We start from the raw sequence: 23452 nt of genomic DNA, 5'->3' as shown, positions 1-23452 counted from the left end.
TTCTATCTTACAACAGTTCGTATACGAACTATTCTTATCAATACTAAAGCAGATAATGAGAAAAGTCAATTACAAATTATCTATCTTATCATAAAAAAAATGGCTTCGCCGCTCCGCACTTCCCTAGCATAAAAAAAGACCCCAAAGGGTCTTTTTATTTAAATAATTCGAGGCATCTCACTTTTAAGACGTTCCTACCGATCTAAATGCTGTACGTGGCATCCGTTTTATTGATTAAATTTAATATTTGCTCGCGTAATTCCTGAAATTCATTTGTATAACGAGTTCGGTCAGAATTCTCTCCGGTTATGGACTTCGTGAAATTCACTTTGAATTCTTTTATGATTCGTCCGGGCCTTTTCGACATGATTAATACCCTTGTGCCCAACGATAATGCTTCATCCACATCATGCGTAATAAATAGGATTGTTTTCCCAGTCTCCCACCAAATCTTCCGAATTAGATTTTGCATTTGCTCTCGCGTTAATGCATCCAGTGCACCGAAAGGTTCATCCATCAGTAAAACTTTTGGGTTATTTACCAACACCCTGGCTATGGCAACACGCTGCCTCATTCCTCCCGACAACTCATAGATTCTATTTTTACCAAATTCCAGCAATCCAACCTTCTCCAGATATTCATTTACCGTCTCTTTTCCGATGCGAGACGGGATTTTTCTCATTTTCAAGCCAAATTTGACATTGTCCTCCACATTGAGCCATGGATACAGCGGGGGCTGTTGAAAAACAACCCCTCTATGCCAATCCGGTCCATTGATTGGGGTTCCTGACATTGTGGCTGTTCCTTTGGTCGGTTTTATAAATCCCGCAATAATTTTCAATAAGGTACTTTTACCGCAACCTGAAGGTCCAAGCAGGCATACGAATTCTCCTTCATTGATCTTGATATGAATGTCTTCCAAAGCATTTACGCTATGTTCCGCTTCATAAGTTAACATTACATTATCCAAAGTGATTACCTCTTCACTGCTTTCGGCAAGAAAATCATTCATAAATTCTGCCATGCTTTCACCTCCTTCTACCCTTATTTTAAAGCCTCTTCAATATATTTAGGATTAACGGCCTTTTCAAATACTTCAATACCCGGCGCACTGTCAATAGTTTTTTGCTCTGCGAGGAAATCAGCCGTATCTTTTAAAGCCTTCACAAACTCTCCTTTACTTGTACTTGTGCCCAGATACTTATCCGAAATTTGTTCTTCTCCTGATAGCCAAATCAATTCATTCATCTGCTTTAAGCTGTCATCATACTCTAGGTTAAGTTCCTTTGCAACGGCCTGAGCGGCTTCTTCTGCGTTGTTTTGATAAAGGTCATACGCTTTTAGCTGCAATTGAATATATTTTTTAACGAGATCAGGATATTTCTCAGCGAACTCTGTTCTTACAATCCCTACATCTGCCGTTACGATTCCCTTGCCTGCCAATTCTTTACTGGTTACGATTATTTTTCCGTCAGACAAAAGTTTATCCAATGTAGGCTGCCAAACATACGCCGCATCAATATCCCCTCTCTGCCAAGCGGCAAATATATCCGGCGGCTGCATATCCAGAATCTTCACGTCAGCAGCATTGACACCTTCTAAGCTCAGTACCTTAAGCAAACTGTAATGAGTGGTGGAACCAGCAGGCACCGCTACCTTTTTTCCCTTTAAATCCTTGACGGAATTAATCTTTGCATCGTTCTTTGCGGCCAAGGCCTCATTATCACCGATTACATCATGTATCCAGAAAACCTCATAAGGTATCCCGTTTGCGATGCCTAATGTTGCAGGGGTTGATCCCACAAGCCCGATATCAATACCTCCTGATAGCATCGCCGTATTGACATCTCTTCCTGAATCAAACTGTCTGAAATTAACCTTGACTCCCAGTTCACTCTCATACCAGTTTTTTGCTTTTGCAACTATTTCATCGTTTGGTATCGCTTGAATGGCTATATTAATAACCTCCGGTTTACTGCCCGTTTGAGCCGAATCGTTTTGGGCCTGTGAATTTACTTCACTCGTTTTGCCGCAACCCACTAGGGTTAGTGCCAGCAAGCTCACGATTAGAATAATCGTCGAAATTGTTTTTGTTCTTTTCATAAATAGAAGCACTCCTTTTTATTCTTTACCTTTCCAAGGTACAACCCTGCTTTCAACAAGCCTAATTGCTTTGTCGAGAATAATCCCTGTAATCCCCATAATTAAAATTCCTAAAAAAATCACGTCACTTCGTAAAAATTTACTTGCATCCAATACCATCCAGCCTATTCCGGTAATAGACGCCACCATCTCCGCCGCTACCAAGGTGGTATAAGAGAAGCCGATGGAAGTCCTTAAACCTGTAAAAATGTCCGGTAAGCAGGTGGGCAATATCACGTGCCAAAATACTTGCCCTTTGCTGGCTCCAAGTGTATAGGCCCCGTTTATATAATCCTGTTTGATTTTTTTTACTCCTGATACACAGGCTATATAGATAGGAGCAAATCCGGCCAGATACAGCAACGTAATTTTTGAGGTATTTTCGATTCCCATCCATATAACCAAGAGCGTGTAGTAAGCTAGAGGAGGCAGCGGTCTATAAAACTCAATTAAAGGGTCCAATAAAGCGCGTATCTTTGAATTATACCCGCTTGCCAAACCTAAGGGGATAGCCGTTACAATCACCAATAAAAATGCACTTAGCAAGCGTATCATGCTGTCGCCCAAATGGGTTAACAGACTATATCCTTTATATCCGTTTACAGCTATTTCTTTAAAGCTGCTATAAACTTTGCCGGGAGATGGAATAATCACATCGGGAAACAGCTTCATTGCCGTCACGATATACCATGCTGATAGGATAAAAACTATCGATCCGATTGTTATCATATTTTCTATTGAGATTCTTTTCTTAAAGGATCTCTTTGACATCCTGTCACCTCCTCGCTTTTTATTATCCATGATTGCTATATGTTTCAACATTGTTGAATTTATTCCATGAGAAAATCATCCTAGTCAAATTCTTTCAGAATTTTTAACGCATTCATGGCGGTAGGAAACCCTGCATAAGGAATGGTCTGGATAATAACTTCTTCAATTTCTTTTAGGGTCAGCCCAACATTCAGTGCACCGCCGATATGAAGCCGAAGCTGTGGATCTCTTCCGCCAAGTGCCGCCAATACGGCGACGGATATGATTTCGCGTTCTCTCAGGGAAAGTCCCTCACGGTTGTAGATATCACCAAATATAAATTCTACAATATATTGACCTACGTCTCCCAATGAAGAAACGGCATCTTGACCCGCCGTCCCAACAACCTCCGATAACTTCTCAAGTCCAAGCTGGTATCTGTTTATATCACTCATTTTTACTACCTCCATTTTTATCTTTGTTCAATAATCTCATTAAAAGTCTTTACCTTTGACAGATTCAAGCTCATTTCCCAAGTGGCTTTAAATCCGAACTTTTCATAAACACGTCTTGCCTCGTTGCCGCTCGCAATTAATTTTATTTCCTGCGCCCCTTTTTCCTTCAGCCATTCACTGTTTAATTCGAGTAATTTCGTTGCCAGTCCCTGTCCTCTGTATTCTTTAACCGTATAGGCGTCTATAATCCAGCCATAAAATCCCGGCTTAAACAGATAATAGGGGAAATCCGTTTTCATTAACGAACCCATAACGGCAATAGGCCGATCATTCACATCGTAAGCGATAAAATGCCGTATTCTATCTGCTTTAAGCTCTTTCATGTATAAATCCAAAAGAATTTCCTGTACGTTTTCAATGAATAAGGACTCTTCTACCCCTATTTCCTCAAACATGGATCTTCTGAATTGTAAAATCAGCTGAATGTCATTCACGGTACCTATTCGAATTGAATTCGTTGTATTTTTCTCATCCATTCCACTCCACCATCTCCTCCTATTATTTTGATAAACGATCCAGATGCTTAAAATACGGTCTTGTGTTTTCCTGTTCCGCATACCTGACGGAAAAGGTCTCATCGGTCACTTCCACAGGTTCAATAACACATATTGCGGCTAAGTCCACATCGCCCAGTTTTTCTCTTATTCGCTTATAATTACTTTCAAACTCAGGTCCGCTTATCAGAATTTTGGCAGGGATACCTTTTATCTGATAACTGAATTTGTTTCCTCCCAATACAGAAACAGAGACTTTATGGCTATACCACAAGCTGCTGGTAAAGTTCTTATAGGTATGGGAGGATTCCAATAGTTCTAAATACTTGATTCGCCCATCCTCCGCAACATATAAGGACTGCTTTATCACCGTATGAGGAACACCTTCCCGGTCTACAGTAGATACTATTTTTATTGAATTCGGATCATTGATAAGATCGGAAATCTCCTTTGTCAATGTTACCGCCATTTGATTCACCTCCATAAATTGCAAGCATGCCGTCAAAGGATCCTGGAAAGGTCACTGTCTGGATGATTGCCGCACCTTCTGTAATCATCCATATCCGTAGGTAACTTATACTTTTTTCTTAAATCATTTAGCCCTATGGCCATGCGCACATAATATTCAAGGGATGCATTTTTTTGATCTCTGAAATAGGATTTGGGTCTTGGTATCCATACCATATACACCGTCGATACGCCATGACTTGCCAAATGCTCTGCTTCTTCAAGGGTCGTCTTTAAAGCCTCCTCCTCATTGGTAAAACCGTTGGGTTTAGCAAGTTCTATCCCGCTTACGATGCCGGTATTGACATTTCCTCTGCCGAAAATATCTACCGCTCTTATCAAGCGGTTTTTCCACTCTTTATAACCGATCCATTCCGCCTTACCGGGACAAATCCAATTGAACAGTTCTTCGTTCAGCACTTCAATATCAGCGGTATAGCTCATGAGTCCGGTTTCTTCATATAGTCTGGTCAGCTGCTTTTCGGTAAAAGCGGTAGCAATCAGCTGACTTGGGAATTTTTTTGTCGTGAAATTATCGCCTATAGCTTTAAGAATTTTTATGTAATAGTCTACCTCTTCGTCAAAAGCCTCCGTTCCGCGGGTATCCGATCCGGCCGTCAAGCAGATGCTTGAAAAACGTCCAGGCTGTTTTAGGGCCTCTCCAATTACCTCTCTCACATCTTCAGGACGAAGCTTTGCCGAAATTCCGAGCTCGGACGTCTGCTGTTTCAAATGATTGACGATATCACAATATTTGCAGCCATTTCCGTTATCCCAAAAGTGACAGTAACTGGATGGCATCACTTGCAGACGTTGAGGGCGGACCGTAACGATATGGTCCATAGGAATTCCCGATTTTGTTTTTTCATGATAGAAATTCGGCTGAGGCCAATAGTCAACTTCTTCTATCACTTTATCTTGATCGGTTAAAACCAGTTTTCCATCGATATAGTCTACGAAATACGGATTTTGTTCAACGGGTACAGGGTCCGTAAGCACTGTCGTGCCATCTCGTAATATCAGTGATTCAGGCAGCGGCAATATCTGGGCATCTCTGGAACCAAATAATGCGGCACCCCTTAGCTGATGCAAAGATTCGTCTGCTGCACTTAAAGCCCGATCCGTATAATGAACGCCTCTCCTTTGAACATCTATTTTTATGGCAATCAGCCTAGGTATTTCCGTATATTGTTCCACGACTTCATCCAGCGTTAATTCTTTTTGGGCTTCATTTTTTATGATTGTCATTTAATACCTCCTCCCTGCTTGATTTTCCCAGATTATTCAAATCTTTAAATGGTCTTATCCTTCATGAATTGCAAACATCATGCTTAAACGAGTAATAAAAAAAGGCTGCACTATACAATCCCCTTATTAGGGGAAAGTCAGTTCAGCCTCCAGTTTTTCTGGTCAACCTTGATATTATACTATTCCTATTTGTTTTATTACATTTTATTCTGGGAATTCTTATTTGTCAATAAATATTTTTCAAAATTGATTCTCTAAAATTTAATTAAATTTAAATTGGTTCACCAAATCCTTCAATAGATCCGCCTGACCATTCAATTCTTCACTGGCAGCCGCACTTTCCTCGGCAGTAGCGGAATTGCTTTGCACGACTCCTGAAATCTGCTCTACCCCTAAATTTACCTGGGCAATAGCATTCGATTGATCTTCGGAAGCCTTTGCGATTTCTCCGATCAGGGAATTCACCGTGTTTGTCTTCTCGACAACGGCCATTAGGGAATTTGCCGTATTGTCTGCTATCTTTGAACCGTTCTCAACAGCTAATACGGTATGCTCAATAAGCTCCGTCGTATTCTTAGCTGCCTCAGCGGATTTCGTTGCAAGATTTCGGACTTCATCCGCAACAACCGCAAATCCTTTTCCGGCAGTACCGGCTCTAGCTGCCTCAACTGCCGCATTAAGCGCAAGAATATTGGTTTGGAAGGCGATATCTTCAATGGTTTTAATGATTTTCCCGATTTCACCGGACTTATCCGAAATATCGCTCATTGCTGCAATCATCTCCATCATCTGACTATTGCTTTCAGTAATTCCTTCACCGGCTTCATTGGCTTGAAGGTTGGCATGTTGCGCATTTTTTGCATTTAGTTTCACTTGCTCTGCGATTTCAGCGATGGTTGCTGAAAGTTCCTCAATGCTGCTGGCTTGTTCCACCGATCCCTGTGAAAGTGCCTGCGCGGCAGAAGAAACTTGTCCGGCTCCAATGTTAACTTGAGAAGAAGCCTGATTGATCTGAGAAAGCGTACCGCTTAAATTTGTATTTATATTCCTGATTGAAACTAAAATTTGATTGAACTCACCTACATAAGCGAATTCCGACTTACTCGAAAGAGCAAAGTTTCCGGCAGCCATTTCGCCCAGTTGATAATTAATATCCTCAATGATGGTTTGAATACCTTGCGCCGTTGCCTTGAAAGCAGTTGATAGCCGTCCTATTTCATCGTTGGATTTGGATTCCAGGTCGATCTCTAGATGTCCGGCTGAAATTTGTTCCGCAGCTGTTACGATATCCTGAATCGGTTTTAGTGATCGCTTTATAATAGCTGTAATCGCTATTGCAACAATACATAACACAAGGACACACAAACCAACCAGCAAGAATACCGTATTCGTGACATCTTGATTCATTTCTTTCATAGATACCGCAGTTTGTGCCCACCAAATATTGTTTCCGGCTTGGAGAGGATAGAAAAAACTTTGATACGCTTCTCCATCGGCAGCTTTTGTTTCTACAGAAAAACTCTTTCCGGCAGTAAAACGGGAAAGGATTTTTTCAGCATTAACGTTTCCCAAAGCTTCCTTTGCACTTTTACCCATATTATCCGGGTTATTGGTTTGATATACGATCGTACCGTCGCTGGCAAAAATAGTGGCATATAAGCTCGGAAGCTTATCATTTTTCACATTGATCTTACTAAACGTATCAATTGAAATATCACAGCAGACAATACCCTGTACTTCTCCATTGTAAAGGATGGGGTAACTCACGGTTATCATGTTTATTCCGTCATAAACAAAAGGGGTGGTGATATAAGGTTCCTTATTTTGCACCGCAGGCTGGTAGTAATTGTTTTTCGAATAATCCGCATACACACCCAAAGATTGTATATTGTTAGCAGAAACATCATCATCCGTCAGATATGCTGTATACGATTCTATGGCAGAATCAAACTTATAGGGCTCAAACAAAACCCCCATGCCTAAAATTTCATCACTGCAAGAGAGGGTCGACCGGATCGTTCCCAGAATAAACTGTTCCATTTCATGATTTAACTGAGTGATGGCCGTATTGCTCACCTGACTGGTATAATTTCGATCTGCGGAGTAACTCGTTCTCTTTTGAATATCGGAAATATAAAGATTCAACGTTTCAGCTGCCGTAGCAGACTTATTAATCACCTCTTGAACTTGTTGGCCGTTTGTTTTCGATACGATAGTGAATTCATCGGATAGGGTATTTTGAATAGATTTGCTGACAAAGAGTGAAGTGGTAAAAATGAGGATAGTAAAACTAAAGAGTAGTATTATTGATGTGACAATGGCAATCTTTGTGCTCAAAGTCTTATTTTTTGTGGCGGCAATTTTAATGTTTGGTATTTTCTTCTGCATAACAATCACACCTTTCAACTTCATGTCTATCATAAGATATAGACAAAATAATACATAATTAGACAAAATAATACAAATAATACCAGAATTATAGTATAGATGCCATTGTAAAGTCAATATAAGAAATTTTCGAATTTTCCTTGTATTTCTCGGTATGAAGTTGGGCTTCATTACTTTATGAATTTCTTGCACAAATCTGTCAACAGTTCGTTTTACGAATTGGACAGGTTAATATCCGTCAATATCTCAAAACAATATTTCCTACGTAATAAAAAAAGGCTTAAAATGCAGTAAACTTCTACATTCTAAGCCCTCTTACAAGGATTGAAATAGACGAGGTCCTTATTTCGTTTATCTTAGTTGGACAAAGCGTTTTAAAATTGCCGCTACTTCTGCACGGGTAGCCGTCTTTGCCGGCGCAATTTTGGTTCCATTATCTGTTCCCGTTATAATTCCCTTGCTGCAAACCCAATCCATGCCTTCACGCAGCTGCGGTGAAACAGCAAAAACATCTGCATATTCATAAATATCCGGGAAACTTCCTTTATTTTTGTCCATGCCTTTATAACTTGCATATTTCCATAGCATGTCGGCCAGTTGTTCTCTGGTCAAAGGGCTGTCAGGCGCAAAATTTCCATTTGCGTCAAGGGAGGTAAGTCCATTGCTTAACGCCCAGCTTACAGCCGGCTTGTACCAGCTGTTTCCGACATCATTAGGGAAAACAGTTTCTTCTGCTGCCTCCGGCTTTCCGGCCATCGTATACAGTGTATATACAAACATCGCCCGAGTCATCAACGCCTTCGGTTCAAAAGTACTGTTCGTCGTCCCTTTCATCAGTCCTTTTTCGTAAGCATACATCACATCATCAAAATACCAAGCAGATTCAGCAACGTCTGAAAACAGAGACTGCGCCTTATTGGCATCCATACTCAAGGATTCAGTGAAAAAGTATGGTAAGTTGTTGGTTGCAAAGATCACACGGCCGGTTTCCTTATCATACTTGCAAGGAACCTTGTGAATCTTGCCGGATTCGTCCAAGTAATATAAATTAAAGGAATAGGTCAGCTGCCCCTGCTCGGGAGTATAAGGCATATTGATCGTCATGGCATCCTTAAATCCATTGATGGTAACATCACTTAAATCAACATCCATATCAAACCGGATCTCATAGGTTCTGAAAAACGGCGCAGAATAATGGGATAAATTAATCTTCCCAATAATACCGCTTTCGCCGTTCAGTCCTTTAAAGTACCGGCAATCCGTCAAATTATCAAGGATATCTTCGGTCGTCACATTATATTCAGCAGTTTTCAGGAGGTTTTCTAAATCAGTACTGACCGTTTTTACCTGTTCGTCACTCTGATAATAATTGCTGGTAGACCAGCCCTTTGAGCTTAAATAGGTATTAAATAATTCCTTTCCTCCTCCGCGTATATAGCTGATATCCTTTTCATAAGAAAAGATCAATCCTTTCAAGAATGCCACATCCGCGGTATCCGTACTGCTGGTTCTGCTATGTAGATACAGATATCTGGAAATTCCGTTACTGAGTGCCAATCCAATCGAATTTCCGACCGTACCCCAACTGCTGTAAGCAAGCAGCATACTCATTTCGCATTCTCGAATCATTCGATATTCCAGATTGCCGCTATAGGCACTCGGTGCAGAATTAATCACGATAGTGGGAACACCTTTGGAAATATTATTGTTAATATAATCGATCATTTTGTTAATGTATTTCGCGTTCAACAAGGTTTTAGCAGGCGAAGTTAATACGACAATTTCCAAATCCGCTTGTTCTTTATCTACAAGCTGCACGCCAAGGCTTTTCATATGCTGTTCTACGTTTTCTTTTACGGTTTCCATATCGTAAATGGAGCCTGAGCCGGATGTCTCCGTATCGCCAAAGTAGACGGCGGCAGCCTTGACATCATAGCCATAATAATCAATCATTAAATTTAATACAGCCATCATGCCGAGTTCATCCGCACCCGAATACACCAGTCCCCGATCACCCATTTTCTTTTTAATGAGATTTACTTCATTGGTTTGTACCGTATTTTGTGGATTTGAGTCATCGATGCCGATGAAATAGTTGATCTGTCCTTCCGTATCCATCGACAGCATATAATTGATCAGATTCAACTTTCTTTCACGAGTATACAAAGAATTTTTAACTTCTTTCGCAAAGTTGGCAGACACCGAAATTTTTCTGCCTTGTTCATCCCTTGTATAGTCCGCAACAATATTCTTTACGGAAAGATTTTTCACATCCAATACAGGTCTGGCGTTGAGATTATACTGGCGTAAATAGTTGTACGTCTCCAACGTCGCCCCTTGATAGCCCACTGTACAAGAAGCTAAACGGGCCACTGTATCAATGATATATACATGATTACTTTTCGATAGATTAATTAAAGCATCAATCATTTTATATTCGTCATAATAAGTTGTCTTGCAGATCGTTCTGGAGTTTACCAATCCACCGGAAAGGAGCTGATCCAGCGAAATGACAAAATAATCCGTGGATTGATCCATTTCCAAAATCCAGTCCATTAACTTTTGACTATCCCCATACTGGGTACCGTTTGAGTTTAAAGGCTGCCCGTCTAATCTCGTCGCATAATAATCTTCATCCGGCATTTTAACGGTAAACCCTGCCGATTCCGCCTCATAAACAACGCGATCTACATTAACCGGACGGTTATCCAGCGGGACATAAGCCAAAATCGGCTCATTGGTGTTGTTGTTCTCGGTTCCCCTAACGGAGGTTTCCTCTCCTGTTGTCGCAAATGCATTGATACTGAGACATGGCATCATCGTTACAATAATTGCTGTGCATAGTAAGAGGCTTAAAAGTCTTTTTTTCATTTTCCCAATCCCTTCTGTCAACATACATCGTACATTTCATACAAATATTCGCTCTATAACTCTACTATAATATGTAAGAAAAATCAATGGCTGTAGCAGAACACTTTGTCATTGCCAGAAAAGACTTTATAGTTTATACTCACATCATATCACCAGTAAAGCTTTAGGGGAGGAAATTGTTAAAGTCATGAAGGACAAGTTCTTGATAGGAGAGTTGGCTAAACTCTTTAATATAAGCACGGATACGCTACGGCATTACGACAAAATCGCTCTTTTGAAACCAAACTACAATCTAAGCAACGATTATCGGTATTATAGTTTAGCTAACTTTTTTGAGCTGAGCAGGATTCTTTTTTTTAAAAGCCTTGATATTTCTCTAGGAGACATCAAGATGTATATGAACAATAAAAATAGAAATAATTTATTGGATATGCTCAAAAGAAAAGAAGAAGAAATCGACGTTAAGATAAACAGATTGTATAACCTAAAAAAGAAAATACAAACAAAAGTCGGACTCTTGGAAAGTACAAGCGATGAGCTGAATCAAGTAAGAATAAAAAGCTTACCTGAAAAAATAGGCGTATTTTTAGATATGAATGCAGTAGAAAGTGACGTCGAAATAATTCAAGCTTTTAAAAAAAACGAAAAATACTTTAAAAGCAGCTCTTGGCTGATTGAAGGACAAGTCTATACCTCTTTGTCAAAAGAAGATATGAAAAATCAGATATTTAACCGGTTCCGATACTTTATTGAAATGGTCACCTTGGATCAAGTTCCTCATACCCAGATGCAGGTGATTCCCGAAGGTCAATACGCATGCATTGCTTTTTTAGGTCCTTACCGAGATATGGCAAAGCATTATGAATTGCTTCTTCAATGGATTATAAAAAACGGTTACCAAGTCGCGGGAGATTCCATTGAAAAAAATATCGTAGACTACGGCTTCTCCGATTCCGAAAACGAATACATATCAGAGATTCAAATACCAATTATCCCAACATACCATGATCCGTTAAAAAGCGTATAAATTATATTTTCCTGCGGACAGTCAGTGCCTCACCGTTTCCATCAGGCCTGACCGTCCATAGGATTCTTTCACTGATCAGAGCTCTTCTTGGCATATTCAAACCATTCTTTTCCGATATGACAATAGCCCATTGGATGCTTATTTAAATACTTTTGATGATATTCTTCTGCTTTAAAATAATTATCCAGCTCAATGATTTCAATAGCTATCGGCTTTTCGTATTCCTTTTGCAGTTCCTGAATCGCTTCTATAATGACCGCTCGATCCTTTTCATCCACATAGTAAATTCCTGTTCGGTATTGAGTGCCGATGTCATTTCCTTGCTTGTTTAATGAAGTGGGATCAATTACTTTAAAGTAAAACGAAAGCAATCTTTTTAATGTTATTTCTTCTGGATCATACACCACTTTCACCGTTTCTGCATGTCCGGTGTCAAGCTGACAAACTTCCTGATAGGTAGGGTCGGCTGTTTTTCCGTTCGCATAGCCTACTTCCGTTTTTTCAACACCCTTGATTTCTTCCAAATACCTTTCCAGTCCCCAAAAACAACCGCCTGCCAGAACTATTTCTTTTCGCTTCTTCTCCATCAACTTTCCCCCTGTATCTATTTTATTTCTTTTTACTATCTTACCCTTTTTTTGTAATATGAATCGGTTTTCTTAACTCGTAAAATCGGTTTAGTTAGCATGATATGTATGAGCCCTTAATATACATACTATATATTTAAATAGGATGGTATAACATTATGATGAAGGTAGGTGCTATCGGCAACCGATTCATGCGGGATGACGGTATAGCAATTAAGATACTGGAATGTATCAAGGGAAATTTTAAAGACTATGACCTAGACATAATCATTGGGGAAACAGACTCTCAAGGCTTTTTCTATTTGCTAAACGAAGGGGACTTTGTCATCCTGCTGGACGCTCAATCCATCGGAACAGAACCGGGAGAAATTCATGTATACCGGTTGGAAGAAGCATTGGCACAACCTTCGGAGTGCTCTATGCATCACGACCTAAGTATCATTGAACTGATGAAGTTGTATCATAAAACTTTTAAAGGATATATCATCGGCATCGAAGTAGCAGAGATAGACCTGAGCGATGAGCTAAGCCCTTTTTTACAGGAAAAATTTTCATTCTTATGCTCAGAAATTGAAAATCTAATAAAAAATATGATCTTGGAGGAATTAAATCATGCATGATACTTTTTTAAATCAAAACTTGTACGATTCAATTGTAAGCTTATGCAAAGAGAACTCTATTTCTAAAATTCATAAGTTGATTTTAACGGTACATACGCGCAGTCATATCTGTGAGCAAAGTATTCGCGAACATTTTGGTGATAGGAATAATCCTCTTATTGACACGGATTCGGATATTGTCGTTCAGAAAAAAGAAATTGAACCGCTTACAGCTACCATTGAACAAATTGACGGAGAATGATTCATGAGTGAACGGCCAAATTATCTTGTACAAATTTGGGGATTGGTACAAGGCGTAGGGATGAGGCCTTTTATCTATAAGACAGCAAAATCGTTTGATATTACTGGTTTCGTAAAAAACCAAGGGGCTTCGGTTATGATGCATATATCCGGTAAAAAAGAGGATATTACTGGTTTCGTACATATGCTCACTCATCATCCTCCTCAAAATGCACGCATTGAAAAGATTCAAAAACTTTCTATTGAATCAGAAGATTATCAAGATTTTAGAATTATAACCAGTTCTGCAGATCAGAATCATCTGGGATTACTGCTCCCTGATCTAGCGCTATGTGAGGATTGCATGCGGGATGTAAAAACCAGTAAGGACCGGCATTTTAAATACGCATTTACAAACTGTACAAACTGTGGCCCAAGATATTCCATCATTGATGAACTTCCGTATGATCGAAAGAATACTTCCATGGAACCTTTTCAAATGTGTCCCCAATGTGAAACGGAATATAAAAATCCTGAGGACAGAAGATTTCATGCACAGCCTGTTTGCTGCCCCCATTGCGGTCCGCAATACCAATTGTATGATCGCAGCGGGAACCTCATCCCTTGTGAAGACCCCATAAAAAAAGTGAAACAACTGTTTAAAAAGGGGAAAATAGTAGCTGTCAAAGGAATCGGCGGTTATCATCTTGTATGCAATGCAATGAATAAAGGTACTATTGAACTATTAAGGCAGCGAAAAAAAAGACCGGACCGGCCTTTTGCGGTAATGGCTTCAACGATTGAAGCGGTAAAAGAAATTTGTATGGTGAGTGATGCGGAAGAAGAAACCATTTCAAGCAATAAAAGACCAATTGTCCTCTTAAATAAAAGAAAAGTCTCCATGCTCCCGGAATCAGTCGCACCCGGGCTTATTCGGTACGGTGTCATGCTTCCCTACTCTGCACTTCACTATTTCATTTTTGATCATTCCTTGCAATATCTCATCATGACGAGCGGTAATATCAGCGGAATGCCTATTTGCTATAAAGATCGGGATGCACTAAGCCAGTTAAACAACGTCGCCGATTATTTTTTAATGCACAACCGTGAAATCAGAACTCCTATCGATGATTCCGTCGTGAAAGTGATTCATGGAGACACTCTCATCAGCCGATGCGGAAGAGGTTATGCTCCTGCTGCCCTGCCCATTGATTCGACTGCTACCATATTAGCTGTCGGCGGACAACAGAAAGCATCCATTTGTATGCTCCATAAAGGATACGCGCATGTCAGTCAATATTTAAATACACTGAACAACATGGAGTCATTCAATGAATACAAGCAAGTTATCGATCGGTTTTCTCGTCTTCTGAAAGCGGAAGCTCAGTTCGTCGGTCACGATTTAAGTTCGGATAATTTTTCAACAAGATATGCAAAACAATTACCTATCAACAAAGTTGCGATTCAACATCATCATGCACATATGGCTGGTTGCATGGCGGAGCATCAACTTTCAAACGAGGTACTCGGTATTATCTTTGATGGAACCGGAATGGGCACAGATGGAACGGTTTGGGGCGGTGAATTTTTAATCGGTACCAGATCAACATTTGAAAGAGTAGGTCATTTAGAATATGTTGCGATTCAAGGCGGAGAAGCTGCCATCAAGGAACCGTGGCGAACTGCTGCTTCTTATCTTTATTCGCTGAACTGTGATATTGCCTCCCTTTTTCCTACTGTTGATAGAAAAGATATAGAAATAGTAACGAAAGCTCTTCAACATAATATAAATTGTTTTATTTCTTCCAGCATGGGGCGACTGTTTGACTGTATCGCTGCTTTGATCCTGGGGCGTACCCATATTACATATGATGCACAGGCAGCCATTGAACTTGAAAGCATTTTGGATCCATCGGTTTTGGATTATTATGCTTTCACCGTTCAAGAAGGAAATAATGAGGAACCGCTATTAATAGGTTATGGAGACATTATTAAAGGTGTTTTAGCAGACTTAAATAACGGTATACCGGTCCCCTCTATTTCTGCTAAATTTCATAATACTCTTTGTAAGGCCACGATAAGATGTGCCATTAAAATACGGGAAAGATATCAAATCAATGACGTCATATTGAGTGGCGGTGTATTCGAAAATACTTATTTTTTTAAAAACATACTAAGCGAACTTCGAGAATATAGTTTTAATGTATATTTTAATAAACAGATGCCTTTGAATGACGGAGGATTGTCTTTCGGTCAAGCAGCTGCTGCGGCATCAATGATTGGGAGGGAATCTTATGTGTCTGGCAATTCCGGCGATGATTACATCCGTACGCGATAACTATGCAGATGCGGAAACAATGGGGATAAAAAAGAAAATAAATATCCAGTTAATCGATTCTCCCCTGCCCGGTGATTATGTTTTAATTCATGCAGGTTTCGCCATTGAGAAGATTGATGCAGCCTATTATGGCTTTCTTAATAAAACATTTCAAGAAATGATAGAAGGAAATGACAATGGATAAAGAAAGGTTAATCGACAGGATAGAAGGCTTCCTCCAAGAGGCCGAGCTGAAGCCAATTCGGATTATGGAGGTATGCGGCACGCACACACAAGCCATCTCAAAATCCGGAATCCGGTATCTGCTTCCAAACCAGGTGAAACTATTATCCGGACCGGGCTGCCCTGTCTGTGTTACAAACGAAGCTTATATTGATATGGCGATTGATTTAATATCGCAGGAAAATGTTATTCTCGCAACCTTTGGCGATATGCTCAAAGTAACTGGAAGTACTTCCTGTCTGGCAGAAAAGAAAACGAATAATGTGTATACCGTTTATTCGCCGGAGGATGCTGTGGATTTAGCCCTGAAGCATCAAGATAAGACGGTGATTTTTTTGGCGGTTGGGTTTGAAACCACCGCACCGATCATTGCAGCAACCATAAAAAATGTGTTTGAAAATGGTCCAACGAACCTTCTCTTTCTAACGTCTTTGAAACGCATGGAGCCGGTCATACGTTTGATCTTAAATGAGGACAAAAAAAGAATAGACGGGTTAATTTTACCTGGTCATGTAGCAGCTGTATTGGGTGCGGAAGCCTTTCGTTTTGTGACAGATGAATTTAAAATTCCATCTGTCGTCTGCGGATTTGAAGCAAAAGATATGGCAGAAGGCATCCATCTTCTGTTAGATCAGATTACAGGAAGAACTCCCCTCTCTTTTGCAAATCTATACGATCGATGTGTAAGTCCAGGAGGAAATAAACTGGCACAACAGTACATAAATGAAGTCTTTGAAGTGAAAGACGGGATTTGGCGAGGAATTGGAAAAGTTCATAACTCGGCACTAATGATAAATCAAAAATATAAAAGGCTTGATGCAACACACAAATTTACTCTATCTGAAAAGATGTACCCGGAATCCTCTCATTGCCAATGCAGTGAAATCATCCTTGGTATGAAATCACCCTTTGAATGCCACCTCTTTGGAGAGGGCTGCACAACGGAACATCCTCTAGGTCCCTGCATGATCTCTTCTGAAGGGGCATGTGCTATTCATTATCGATATGGGAGGGTTCACAATTGTTTAGCAAAATAAAATTGACTCATGGTGACGGAGGGATTCATACAAATGAATTAATCCAAGACGTCTTCGTTAAATATTACGGGGAAGGAAGCAGCAATTCGATCAATGATGCGTTTGTTTTTTCTGTCAATCCTCAAAAGCTGGCTTATACCACTGACAGTTTTGTTGTTCGGCCATTATTTTTTAAAGGCGGCGATATCGGTAAGCTCTCCATTTGCGGTACGATTAATGATCTGACCACCGCCGGCGCAACTCCCTTGTACATAAGCGCAAGCTTCATTATTGAAGAAGGTTTTGATATGGAAAGTTTATGCGACATTGCAAAATCTATGGGAGAGGTTTGCAGACAAACCGGTGTTAAAATTGTGACGGGAGATACAAAAGTTGTTGAAAAAGGCAATGCAGACGGATTATTTATCAATACTTCCGGTATTGGGATTGTCTCACCGCATTACTCCCCATTCCGTGTTGAACCGGATGACGAGATTATCATTACCGGTACGATTGCCGAGCACGGAACAGCCATCCTTCTCGACCGATATGAGCTCAACATCGAGACGGATATGGTGAGTGATTGCCGTCCCCTTAACAATTTAATTCCACTATTAAATGAAGATTTAATCTATATAAAATTAATGAAAGATCCCACAAGAGGCGGTTTAGCAACTATTTTAAATGAAATATCAAATCATGCAGAATTCAACATTGAACTCGATGAAAGCCGGATTCCAATTACCCAGCAGGTTCGTGCCATCAACGAAATGTTAGGCATAGATCCCTTATATCTTGCTTGTGAAGGGCGAATGGTTTTAATCGTAAAAAAGGGTTTCGGAGATCAAGTGATTCAACGATTAAAACAAACACCTATTTACGCCGACGCACAAATCATCGGACGGTTTACATCCAATACACAAGGAATGGTTTATATGCAGACTGAAATCGGAGGGAAACGCATTATTCCGGCACTGGAGCACCAAACCATTCCCAGAATCTGTTGAGTAAGATTGATATCAACACACCTCCCCCATTAATATCATGTCCAAGGAGAAGAAATATGAAAGATGTAAAAGGACTTAAAGATTTGTTAAACAATAATACCTGGGAAATAAGAGCGCAACAAGAGGAGCCTAGTCCGGATGAATTACGATCATTTACCATAGAAGAGTTATCAACCTATGACGGCAAGAACGGCAATCCTGCTTATGTTGCCGTCAATGGAGTTGTATATGATGTGACAAACGCGGCTGTTTGGGCAGCAGCAACGCATTTTGGACTCAGGGCGGGTAATGATCTGACGAAAGAATTTAATTCCTGTCATCCGGGAATTAGCAACATATTAAGCACCCTGCCCCCTGTAGGTATTTTAATTGAATCAGAGTGAGGTGGTGATAAGAGTGGATTCATCTGAAATGAAATGCCCTCATTATGAAAGTCGGCGAAAAACAACGGCATGCCTTATTAACAGAGTAAAATCCGAACTTGACAATGGGGCATTAAAAAAGAAAACCCTAGTTTGGCTAGAATTAAACGGATGTGCAGGCAATATTATTTCAATTCTCGATGGCGTACATCCGGATTTTCAATATCTGATATCCGAAATGGCTGATTTTGTATACAGCAATAGTCTGATGGCCGCGGAAGGCGGCGATGCCATCCATCAATTGTTCAGCGTAATCGGCGGCGATTATGTTCTGGCTGTAGAAGGCGCGGTTTCATTGCTGGATAACGGTGCTTACACTATAATTGGAAAATATAACGGCAGAACCATTACAGGTCTCGAAGCGGTGAAAATGTTGGGTGAAAATGCGGAATATGTCATTTCCGTAGGCGCTTGTGCCACACACGGCGGAGTCTCTGCTGCTGTACCGAACCCCACCGGATGCGTGGGGGTACAAAAAGTATTAGAAAACAAAAGAGTTATCAAACTGCCCGGTTGTCCTTGCAATCCCGATTGGTTTATGGGAACCTTTGCCCATATCTTATTATATGGGGAACCTCCCCTTGATAATAGGGACCGCCCTTTGATGTTTTACAGCACAACGATTCATGATCAGTGTCCTAGACTCATTTATTTTAACCAAGGTATTTTCGCAACTAAGCTGGGTGAAGAAACCTGTATGTTTAAGTTAGGCTGCCGCGGTCCTGTAACCCGAACAGATTGTCCGGTCCGACAATGGAACAATCACGTTAACTGGCCTATCGGAGATGATTCCAATTGCATCGGCTGTGCTCAATTTGGCTTCCCAGACGCCATGGAGCCATTTATCAGCTACGACACTACGAGAGGGGATTGATTATGCCACAGAGAATTATTATAAACCCGGTTACCCGTATCAGCGGTTTTATGGAAATTCAAGCTGATGTAGAAAGCAACTACATAGTAGATGCACGGACGAAGGGCTTAATGTTTCGTGGGTTCGAAAAGATGCTGATCGGAAGAAACCCTTTTGATGCCGTATATTTCACCGAACGAATTTGCGGAATTTGTTCTACCGCACATGCAATGGCCTCTACCATGGCATTGGAAAATGTGATGAATATCACTCCATCCGAGCAAGGCCGGTATCTGAGGGACATTATCCATGGAAGTGAATTTCTGCAAAATCATCTACGGCATTTTTACCAATTCACTCTTCCTGATTTTGTAAAGCTGCCGGAGGACTATCCGCTATTTAAGTCGGATCAGAATGACTATAGACTGCCTCCCGATATAAATGACAGGATGGTTCGAGATTACTTTGAATCTCTCGTTATGAGCCGAGATGCTCACGAGATGTTGGCGGTACTCGGCGGCAAAGCCCCCCACAATCATGGTGTTTTTATTGGCGGCATTACTTCTCCGGTTACCGTGGATAAAATTGCGCATCTCTCCTCTCTTCTTTATAAAATAGATCGGTTTATAGAAGAGAAGATGATCCCCGACGTGCTTGATATTGCTCAGTATTATCCGGAATACTATCACATCGGCGGCGGTTATGGTAATTTATTGAGCTATGGCTGTTTTGATAATTATAAAGAGTTGGGAACGCTGTATGTTGACCCACTTGTTTACAGCAATAATACGGTTACGAATTTTAATCCGAACGAAATATCTCAAGCAAGCGATTACGCTTGGTTCACGGAAACAGGTGAACCGGATACGCGCAAACCCCAGGCCTATTCCTGGATTAAAGCCCCTCGGTATGACAATCTCCCTTTCGAAGTGGGTCCACTTGCAAGACAGTGGCTCAGCGGGGAATATACAAATGGTATATCTGCCATGGATCGAATCATCGCCAGGGCATTGGAAGTTAAAAAAATTGCATCCATCATAAAAACACTTCTTCAAAATCTAATTCCCGGAGTTCCCATGCAGGAAGTATATTCCGTGCCTGTTTCCGGTGAAGGCCGAGGATTAATTGATACGACAAGGGGTGCCCTTGGTCATTGGGTAATCATAGAGGATAGTAGAATTGCCTTCTATCAAGTCATCTCCCCTTCCGTTTGGAATCTGTCCTCGCAGACGGGTGACGTGAAAGGAACCGCCGAACAGTCACTCATAGGAACTCCGATTAGAAACATTTCGGATCCTGTTGAAATCGGAAGAGTAATCCGTTCGTTTGATCCGTGTGTATCTTGTTCGACGCATGTTTTTACGGAAGGAAAGCACTTAGACCCGATACGAATCGTTTAAGTTGTTAGCTACTATTATTTTTAAAGAAAACAGGGTGTCTCAAAGTCTTTTTGAGACACCCTGCTATTTGTACATTATGTTCCGTTTTATAATCGGCCATTCGGCATTTACGTTGAATCGGCCGGTCTATCTTCGAATTTCCAGCAATTTCTGTTTTAATTCTCCTTCAATACGGCTCAGTTCGGATTCTGCTTGAACCCTCTTCTGACGGCCTTCTTCTTGAATTCTTGTAACCTCTTCCAACGTTGAAATCAACGTCTGATTTGTATGAACCAGTGTTTCTATGTCCACAATTCCGCGTTCTGATTCCTTGGCCGTATCAATCGTTGCCATTTTTAATGTTTCCGCATTTTTACGCAACAATTCATTGGTCATATCTGCTACCTCTCGCTGTGCCTGCACAGCCTGCTGCGAGTGCGCGATTCCCAAAGCCAGTACCATCTGTCCTTTCCAAAGCGGAATCGTGTTTACTAAAGTTGACTGAATTTTGTCGGACATCAAGGTATCATTGTTCTGCACCAAACGAATCTGCGGTGCCATTTGAATCGAAATCATTCGAGTCAATTCTAAATCATGAAGTTTCTTTTCAAACCGGTCACACATAGCTGAAAGGTCATTAGCCGCTTGAGCGTCCTCCGGAAGACCTGTTGACTTGGCTCGTTCAATTAGGGCTGGCAGTTCAACGTTCTGTACTTCATTCAATTTTTTCTTTCCTGCTAAAATATACATGGACAGTTCTTTAAAATAAACTTTATTCATGTCATACATTTTATCCAGCATCGCCACATCCTTGAGCAATTGAATCTGATGATTTTCCAGGATCGTACAAACCTTATTAACGTTGACCTCTGCTTTATCATATTTTGCTTTCATACTCGTAATTTTATTGGAAGTGCGCTTAAAAAATCCAAAGAATCCTTTTTCGTCCTCCTCGATATCAAAAGATTTCAGCTCTGTTACAACATCGGTAAGCATGTTGCCTATTTCGCCTAAGTCTTTTGTCCTCACATTGTTCAGTGCCGATTCAGAAAAATCCGCAATCTTTTTTTGTGCACCAGACCCGTACTGGACAATAAGATTGGAGTTTGTCAGTTCAATCTTGGAGGCGAATTCCTCGACCATTTTCTGTTCTTCCGGAGTCAGCGGAGTTTCTTTTATCGCTTGCTGAACTTCTGAAGCTGCCGCTAATTCAGACGTTCCTACCGACACGAGTTCAGCCTCAGGTGCAAACGGTTCCAACGTAAGGGTGGGTGTATCCACTATCGTTTCTTTGATTTCTTCACTCATTTTTGATTTCCTCCTCTATTATGAACTCAACAAAGCATACGCATCAATTGATCGTCAAGTTCCATACTGGTTCGCTCTTCCCTCTATATATTATAATGAACGCAAGGAATTGAATACGGCGTTGCCGTAAGGAAGCGTTCATTAAATCATACGGCGACGCTGCTTGTATGATATAACGATTACTCGGTCAGTCCCTCTTGAGCCAATATGGTTTCAAGTGCAGAAATATCTGAAGATACATCTAAAATATCATCTTGCATTAATTTATTCATCAAATTCTGATAGGCCCTGTTAATTGTATCCAGTGAACCTTTAATTTCCAACTTTGTCGCTTCAACTTCCGAGATATTCTTACCGTGTTCATCAAATTTCTGATAGGCCTTCACCATTTTAAGGGTGATAGGCATATAGTAGCACATGAATTTTCGAATTTCAGGGAGCTTTTCCGGATGTTGCTCTACATAATCAAAGATCTTCGTGGTTACCGTTTCCAGTACATCCAGCTTCTCAGAAATTTCTACTTCCGGTAATGCATCATTCGCTTCCTTAATCGTGCGGATGTAATTTTTCCCCTCATCGATGGTTTTCTTTAACTCCGCTCCTCCTTCTCGGTTAGCCCATTTTTCTTGTTCCTTCTTCTCCGCTTCTTGTCGTTCCTTCGCATTTTTCACCGTTTGCATATACTGCGTATAGGTCGTATAGTCCGTCATCAAGCAAGTTTCCTGTTCATCCAGGTATCCCTCGGCAAACAGGCCTGCTTTAATCATATTGCGAAGATCCTTGACGATAAATTTCGTTTCCTTTTCGCTGACTGACGTCAATTCTTCAATCATACAATATGTACGTCCATTCAATACTTTTTTATATAACGAAAAACGTTTCAATCGTTTTTTTAATTTCACTCCGCAAATAGTCATAAACAAGAAAGCGATAAAAAGTATCCCAAATACCGTATCAATGACCGTCAACAGCGGCAAGTTCCCGATGAAAGCTTCTGCAACAATTCCAACCAATGCGGTTAAACCGGTGACAACTGAGCCAAGGATCCCGAAAATGAGAAAGAGAGTACTTGCAACGGACCCTGTACCTTTTGTTTTTTTATGATAGGTCGGCTGAGGTCTGGTTTCCTGCGTTTGGAAGTTCCTATTATTCCATGCATTCTTATTTGCTTTTGACAGAGGAGGTAATTCATCTCCGCCAAAAGGTCCCTGATAAAACGGCCCTTCCCCCATTCTCGGTCCGTTCTGCATCGTACGATTAATCATCTTTTTTAAATCATAAAAATCTTGGTTATTTAACACTTTTTTAACCGTTCTGCTGATTTCTTCTCCAAAATCTATAAAATTATCATTTTTCATGTTTTCCCTCCATCCCAGATTTTGAATCATTTATATGTGTGACAGAAATAGTATCTCTATATATTCATCATACTTTATTTAAGGTGTATGATTCAATATCTGTTTTGCATCTGTCATTTTATTCTAGGTACTTCTTCATTATATCACAAAGCTGCCTTTAAAAAAACTACTCTTATGTAGC

At 40.5% G+C, this 23452-nt stretch carries 22 protein-coding genes; 10 read left to right on the top strand and 12 right to left on the bottom strand.

The window, feature by feature from the left end; translation table 11 throughout:
* Positions 1 to 202: 202 nt before the first annotated feature.
* The 9 genes from JYB65_RS11460 to JYB65_RS11420 form a co-directional block, all read right to left on the bottom strand.
* Complete coding sequence (locus JYB65_RS11460; protein ID WP_245156665.1) at positions 203 to 1024, bottom strand: ABC transporter ATP-binding protein; 822 nt, start codon at positions 1022 to 1024, stop codon at positions 203 to 205.
* 20 nt (positions 1025 to 1044) lie between these two features.
* Positions 1045 to 2103, bottom strand: a complete 1059-nt coding sequence (locus JYB65_RS11455) for a taurine ABC transporter substrate-binding protein (RefSeq protein ID WP_206582816.1) — start codon at positions 2101 to 2103, stop codon at positions 1045 to 1047.
* Positions 2104 to 2121: 18 nt separating this feature from the next.
* Positions 2122 to 2913, bottom strand: a complete 792-nt coding sequence (locus JYB65_RS11450; protein WP_206582815.1) for an ABC transporter permease — start codon at positions 2911 to 2913, stop codon at positions 2122 to 2124.
* Positions 2914 to 2993: 80 nt separating this feature from the next.
* Positions 2994 to 3347 (bottom strand): carboxymuconolactone decarboxylase family protein, encoded by a 354-nt coding sequence (locus JYB65_RS11445; RefSeq protein ID WP_206582814.1) that lies wholly within the window; start codon positions 3345 to 3347, stop codon positions 2994 to 2996.
* A 17-nt stretch (positions 3348 to 3364) separates the two neighbouring features.
* Positions 3365 to 3883 carry a GNAT family N-acetyltransferase gene (locus JYB65_RS11440; protein ID WP_206582813.1) on the bottom strand — a complete coding sequence of 173 codons (519 nt, stop codon included), beginning with the start codon at positions 3881 to 3883 and terminating at the stop codon, positions 3365 to 3367.
* Positions 3884 to 3905: 22 nt separating this feature from the next.
* A complete protein-coding gene (locus tag JYB65_RS11435) occupies positions 3906 to 4370 on the bottom strand; it encodes a hypothetical protein (protein WP_206582812.1) in 465 nt (154 codons plus the stop codon).
* 32 nt (positions 4371 to 4402) lie between these two features.
* Entirely contained in the window at positions 4403 to 5656 is a 1254-nt protein-coding gene (locus tag JYB65_RS11430) for a radical SAM protein (RefSeq protein ID WP_206582811.1), read from the bottom strand.
* A gap of 261 nt (positions 5657 to 5917) precedes the next feature.
* Positions 5918 to 8044 (bottom strand): methyl-accepting chemotaxis protein, encoded by a 2127-nt coding sequence (locus tag JYB65_RS11425; protein WP_206582810.1) that lies wholly within the window; start codon positions 8042 to 8044, stop codon positions 5918 to 5920.
* Between the two features lie 351 nt (positions 8045 to 8395).
* A complete protein-coding gene (locus JYB65_RS11420) occupies positions 8396 to 10915 on the bottom strand; it encodes a DUF4127 family protein (RefSeq protein WP_206582809.1) in 2520 nt (839 codons plus the stop codon).
* A gap of 187 nt (positions 10916 to 11102) precedes the next feature.
* Here JYB65_RS11420 and JYB65_RS11415 point away from each other — a divergent pair, with 187 nt between their 5' ends.
* Positions 11103 to 11942, top strand: a complete 840-nt coding sequence (locus JYB65_RS11415) for a MerR family transcriptional regulator (RefSeq protein WP_206582808.1) — start codon at positions 11103 to 11105, stop codon at positions 11940 to 11942.
* A gap of 68 nt (positions 11943 to 12010) precedes the next feature.
* Here JYB65_RS11415 and msrA read toward each other — a convergent pair whose 3' ends face one another.
* Entirely contained in the window at positions 12011 to 12529 is a 519-nt protein-coding gene (msrA, locus tag JYB65_RS11410) for a peptide-methionine (S)-S-oxide reductase MsrA (RefSeq protein ID WP_206582807.1), read from the bottom strand.
* 158 nt (positions 12530 to 12687) lie between these two features.
* Here msrA and JYB65_RS11405 point away from each other — a divergent pair, with 158 nt between their 5' ends.
* The 9 genes from JYB65_RS11405 to JYB65_RS11365 are packed head-to-tail and all read left to right on the top strand — an operon-like array spanning position 12688 to position 20626.
* On the top strand, positions 12688 to 13149 hold the full coding sequence (locus JYB65_RS11405) for a hydrogenase maturation protease (protein ID WP_206582806.1): 462 nt from the start codon (positions 12688 to 12690) through the stop codon (positions 13147 to 13149).
* Positions 13142 to 13390, top strand: a complete 249-nt coding sequence (locus JYB65_RS11400) for a hypothetical protein (protein WP_206582805.1) — start codon at positions 13142 to 13144, stop codon at positions 13388 to 13390. The genes JYB65_RS11405 and JYB65_RS11400 overlap by 8 nt, the downstream gene beginning before the upstream one ends.
* A 3-nt stretch (positions 13391 to 13393) precedes the next feature.
* On the top strand, positions 13394 to 15706 hold the full coding sequence (gene hypF, locus JYB65_RS11395; protein ID WP_206582804.1) for a carbamoyltransferase HypF: 2313 nt from the start codon (positions 13394 to 13396) through the stop codon (positions 15704 to 15706).
* On the top strand, positions 15663 to 15890 hold the full coding sequence (locus tag JYB65_RS11390) for a HypC/HybG/HupF family hydrogenase formation chaperone (protein ID WP_206582803.1): 228 nt from the start codon (positions 15663 to 15665) through the stop codon (positions 15888 to 15890). The genes hypF and JYB65_RS11390 overlap by 44 nt, the downstream gene beginning before the upstream one ends.
* Positions 15883 to 16965: a hydrogenase formation protein HypD gene (gene hypD / locus JYB65_RS11385; RefSeq protein WP_206582802.1), complete on the top strand. Its 1083-nt coding sequence runs from the start codon at positions 15883 to 15885 to the stop codon at positions 16963 to 16965. The genes JYB65_RS11390 and hypD overlap by 8 nt, the downstream gene beginning before the upstream one ends.
* A complete protein-coding gene (gene hypE, locus JYB65_RS11380; RefSeq protein WP_206582801.1) occupies positions 16950 to 17951 on the top strand; it encodes a hydrogenase expression/formation protein HypE in 1002 nt (333 codons plus the stop codon). Before hypD ends, hypE begins: the two co-directional genes overlap by 16 nt.
* A 56-nt stretch (positions 17952 to 18007) precedes the next feature.
* Positions 18008 to 18334 carry a cytochrome b5 domain-containing protein gene (locus JYB65_RS11375; protein ID WP_206582800.1) on the top strand — a complete coding sequence of 109 codons (327 nt, stop codon included), beginning with the start codon at positions 18008 to 18010 and terminating at the stop codon, positions 18332 to 18334.
* A 28-nt stretch (positions 18335 to 18362) separates the two neighbouring features.
* Positions 18363 to 19247 carry a hydrogenase small subunit gene (locus JYB65_RS11370; protein ID WP_206582856.1) on the top strand — a complete coding sequence of 295 codons (885 nt, stop codon included), beginning with the start codon at positions 18363 to 18365 and terminating at the stop codon, positions 19245 to 19247.
* A gap of 2 nt (positions 19248 to 19249) precedes the next feature.
* The gene (locus tag JYB65_RS11365; protein ID WP_206582799.1) at positions 19250 to 20626 is read left to right on the top strand and encodes a nickel-dependent hydrogenase large subunit; all 1377 of its coding nucleotides are present in this window, start codon (positions 19250 to 19252) and stop codon (positions 20624 to 20626) included.
* Positions 20627 to 20752: 126 nt separating this feature from the next.
* Here the strand turns inward: JYB65_RS11365 and JYB65_RS11360 are convergent, their stop codons facing one another.
* The gene (locus tag JYB65_RS11360; protein WP_206582798.1) at positions 20753 to 21913 is read right to left on the bottom strand and encodes a toxic anion resistance protein; all 1161 of its coding nucleotides are present in this window, start codon (positions 21911 to 21913) and stop codon (positions 20753 to 20755) included.
* 179 nt (positions 21914 to 22092) lie between these two features.
* Positions 22093 to 23271: a 5-bromo-4-chloroindolyl phosphate hydrolysis family protein gene (locus JYB65_RS11355; RefSeq protein WP_206582797.1), complete on the bottom strand. Its 1179-nt coding sequence runs from the start codon at positions 23269 to 23271 to the stop codon at positions 22093 to 22095.
* Between the last annotated feature and the right edge of the window lie 181 nt (positions 23272 to 23452).

This window comes from Clostridium aminobutyricum, assembly GCF_017255415.1.
Lineage (GTDB): Bacteria > Bacillota > Clostridia > Peptostreptococcales > Anaerovoracaceae > Aminipila > Aminipila aminobutyrica.
Note: the sequence above shows the minus strand (reverse complement) of the source record. Positions and strands in the feature narration are given on the sequence as shown.

Bases quoted from the DNA above. Each gene is read 5' to 3' on its own strand.
- JYB65_RS11460 (WP_245156665.1), bottom strand. From the start codon at position 1,024: ATGGCAGAATTTATGAATGATTTTCTTGCCGAAAGCAGTGAAGAGGTA.
- JYB65_RS11455 (WP_206582816.1), bottom strand. From the start codon at position 2,103: ATGAAAAGAACAAAAACAATTTCGACGATTATTCTAATCGTGAGCTTG.
- JYB65_RS11450 (WP_206582815.1), bottom strand. From the start codon at position 2,913: ATGTCAAAGAGATCCTTTAAGAAAAGAATCTCAATAGAAAATATGATA.
- JYB65_RS11445 (WP_206582814.1), bottom strand. From the start codon at position 3,347: ATGAGTGATATAAACAGATACCAGCTTGGACTTGAGAAGTTATCGGAG.
- JYB65_RS11440 (WP_206582813.1), bottom strand. From the start codon at position 3,883: ATGGATGAGAAAAATACAACGAATTCAATTCGAATAGGTACCGTGAAT.
- JYB65_RS11435 (WP_206582812.1), bottom strand. From the start codon at position 4,370: ATGGCGGTAACATTGACAAAGGAGATTTCCGATCTTATCAATGATCCG.
- JYB65_RS11430 (WP_206582811.1), bottom strand. From the start codon at position 5,656: ATGACAATCATAAAAAATGAAGCCCAAAAAGAATTAACGCTGGATGAA.
- JYB65_RS11425 (WP_206582810.1), bottom strand. From the start codon at position 8,044: ATGCAGAAGAAAATACCAAACATTAAAATTGCCGCCACAAAAAATAAG.
- JYB65_RS11420 (WP_206582809.1), bottom strand. From the start codon at position 10,915: ATGAAAAAAAGACTTTTAAGCCTCTTACTATGCACAGCAATTATTGTA.
- JYB65_RS11415 (WP_206582808.1), top strand. From the start codon at position 11,103: ATGAAGGACAAGTTCTTGATAGGAGAGTTGGCTAAACTCTTTAATATA.
- msrA (WP_206582807.1), bottom strand. From the start codon at position 12,529: ATGGAGAAGAAGCGAAAAGAAATAGTTCTGGCAGGCGGTTGTTTTTGG.
- JYB65_RS11405 (WP_206582806.1), top strand. From the start codon at position 12,688: ATGATGAAGGTAGGTGCTATCGGCAACCGATTCATGCGGGATGACGGT.
- JYB65_RS11400 (WP_206582805.1), top strand. From the start codon at position 13,142: ATGCATGATACTTTTTTAAATCAAAACTTGTACGATTCAATTGTAAGC.
- hypF (WP_206582804.1), top strand. From the start codon at position 13,394: ATGAGTGAACGGCCAAATTATCTTGTACAAATTTGGGGATTGGTACAA.
- JYB65_RS11390 (WP_206582803.1), top strand. From the start codon at position 15,663: ATGTGTCTGGCAATTCCGGCGATGATTACATCCGTACGCGATAACTAT.
- hypD (WP_206582802.1), top strand. From the start codon at position 15,883: ATGGATAAAGAAAGGTTAATCGACAGGATAGAAGGCTTCCTCCAAGAG.
- JYB65_RS11375 (WP_206582800.1), top strand. From the start codon at position 18,008: ATGAAAGATGTAAAAGGACTTAAAGATTTGTTAAACAATAATACCTGG.
- JYB65_RS11370 (WP_206582856.1), top strand. From the start codon at position 18,363: ATGAAATGCCCTCATTATGAAAGTCGGCGAAAAACAACGGCATGCCTT.
- JYB65_RS11365 (WP_206582799.1), top strand. From the start codon at position 19,250: ATGCCACAGAGAATTATTATAAACCCGGTTACCCGTATCAGCGGTTTT.
- JYB65_RS11360 (WP_206582798.1), bottom strand. From the start codon at position 21,913: ATGAGTGAAGAAATCAAAGAAACGATAGTGGATACACCCACCCTTACG.
- JYB65_RS11355 (WP_206582797.1), bottom strand. From the start codon at position 23,271: ATGAAAAATGATAATTTTATAGATTTTGGAGAAGAAATCAGCAGAACG.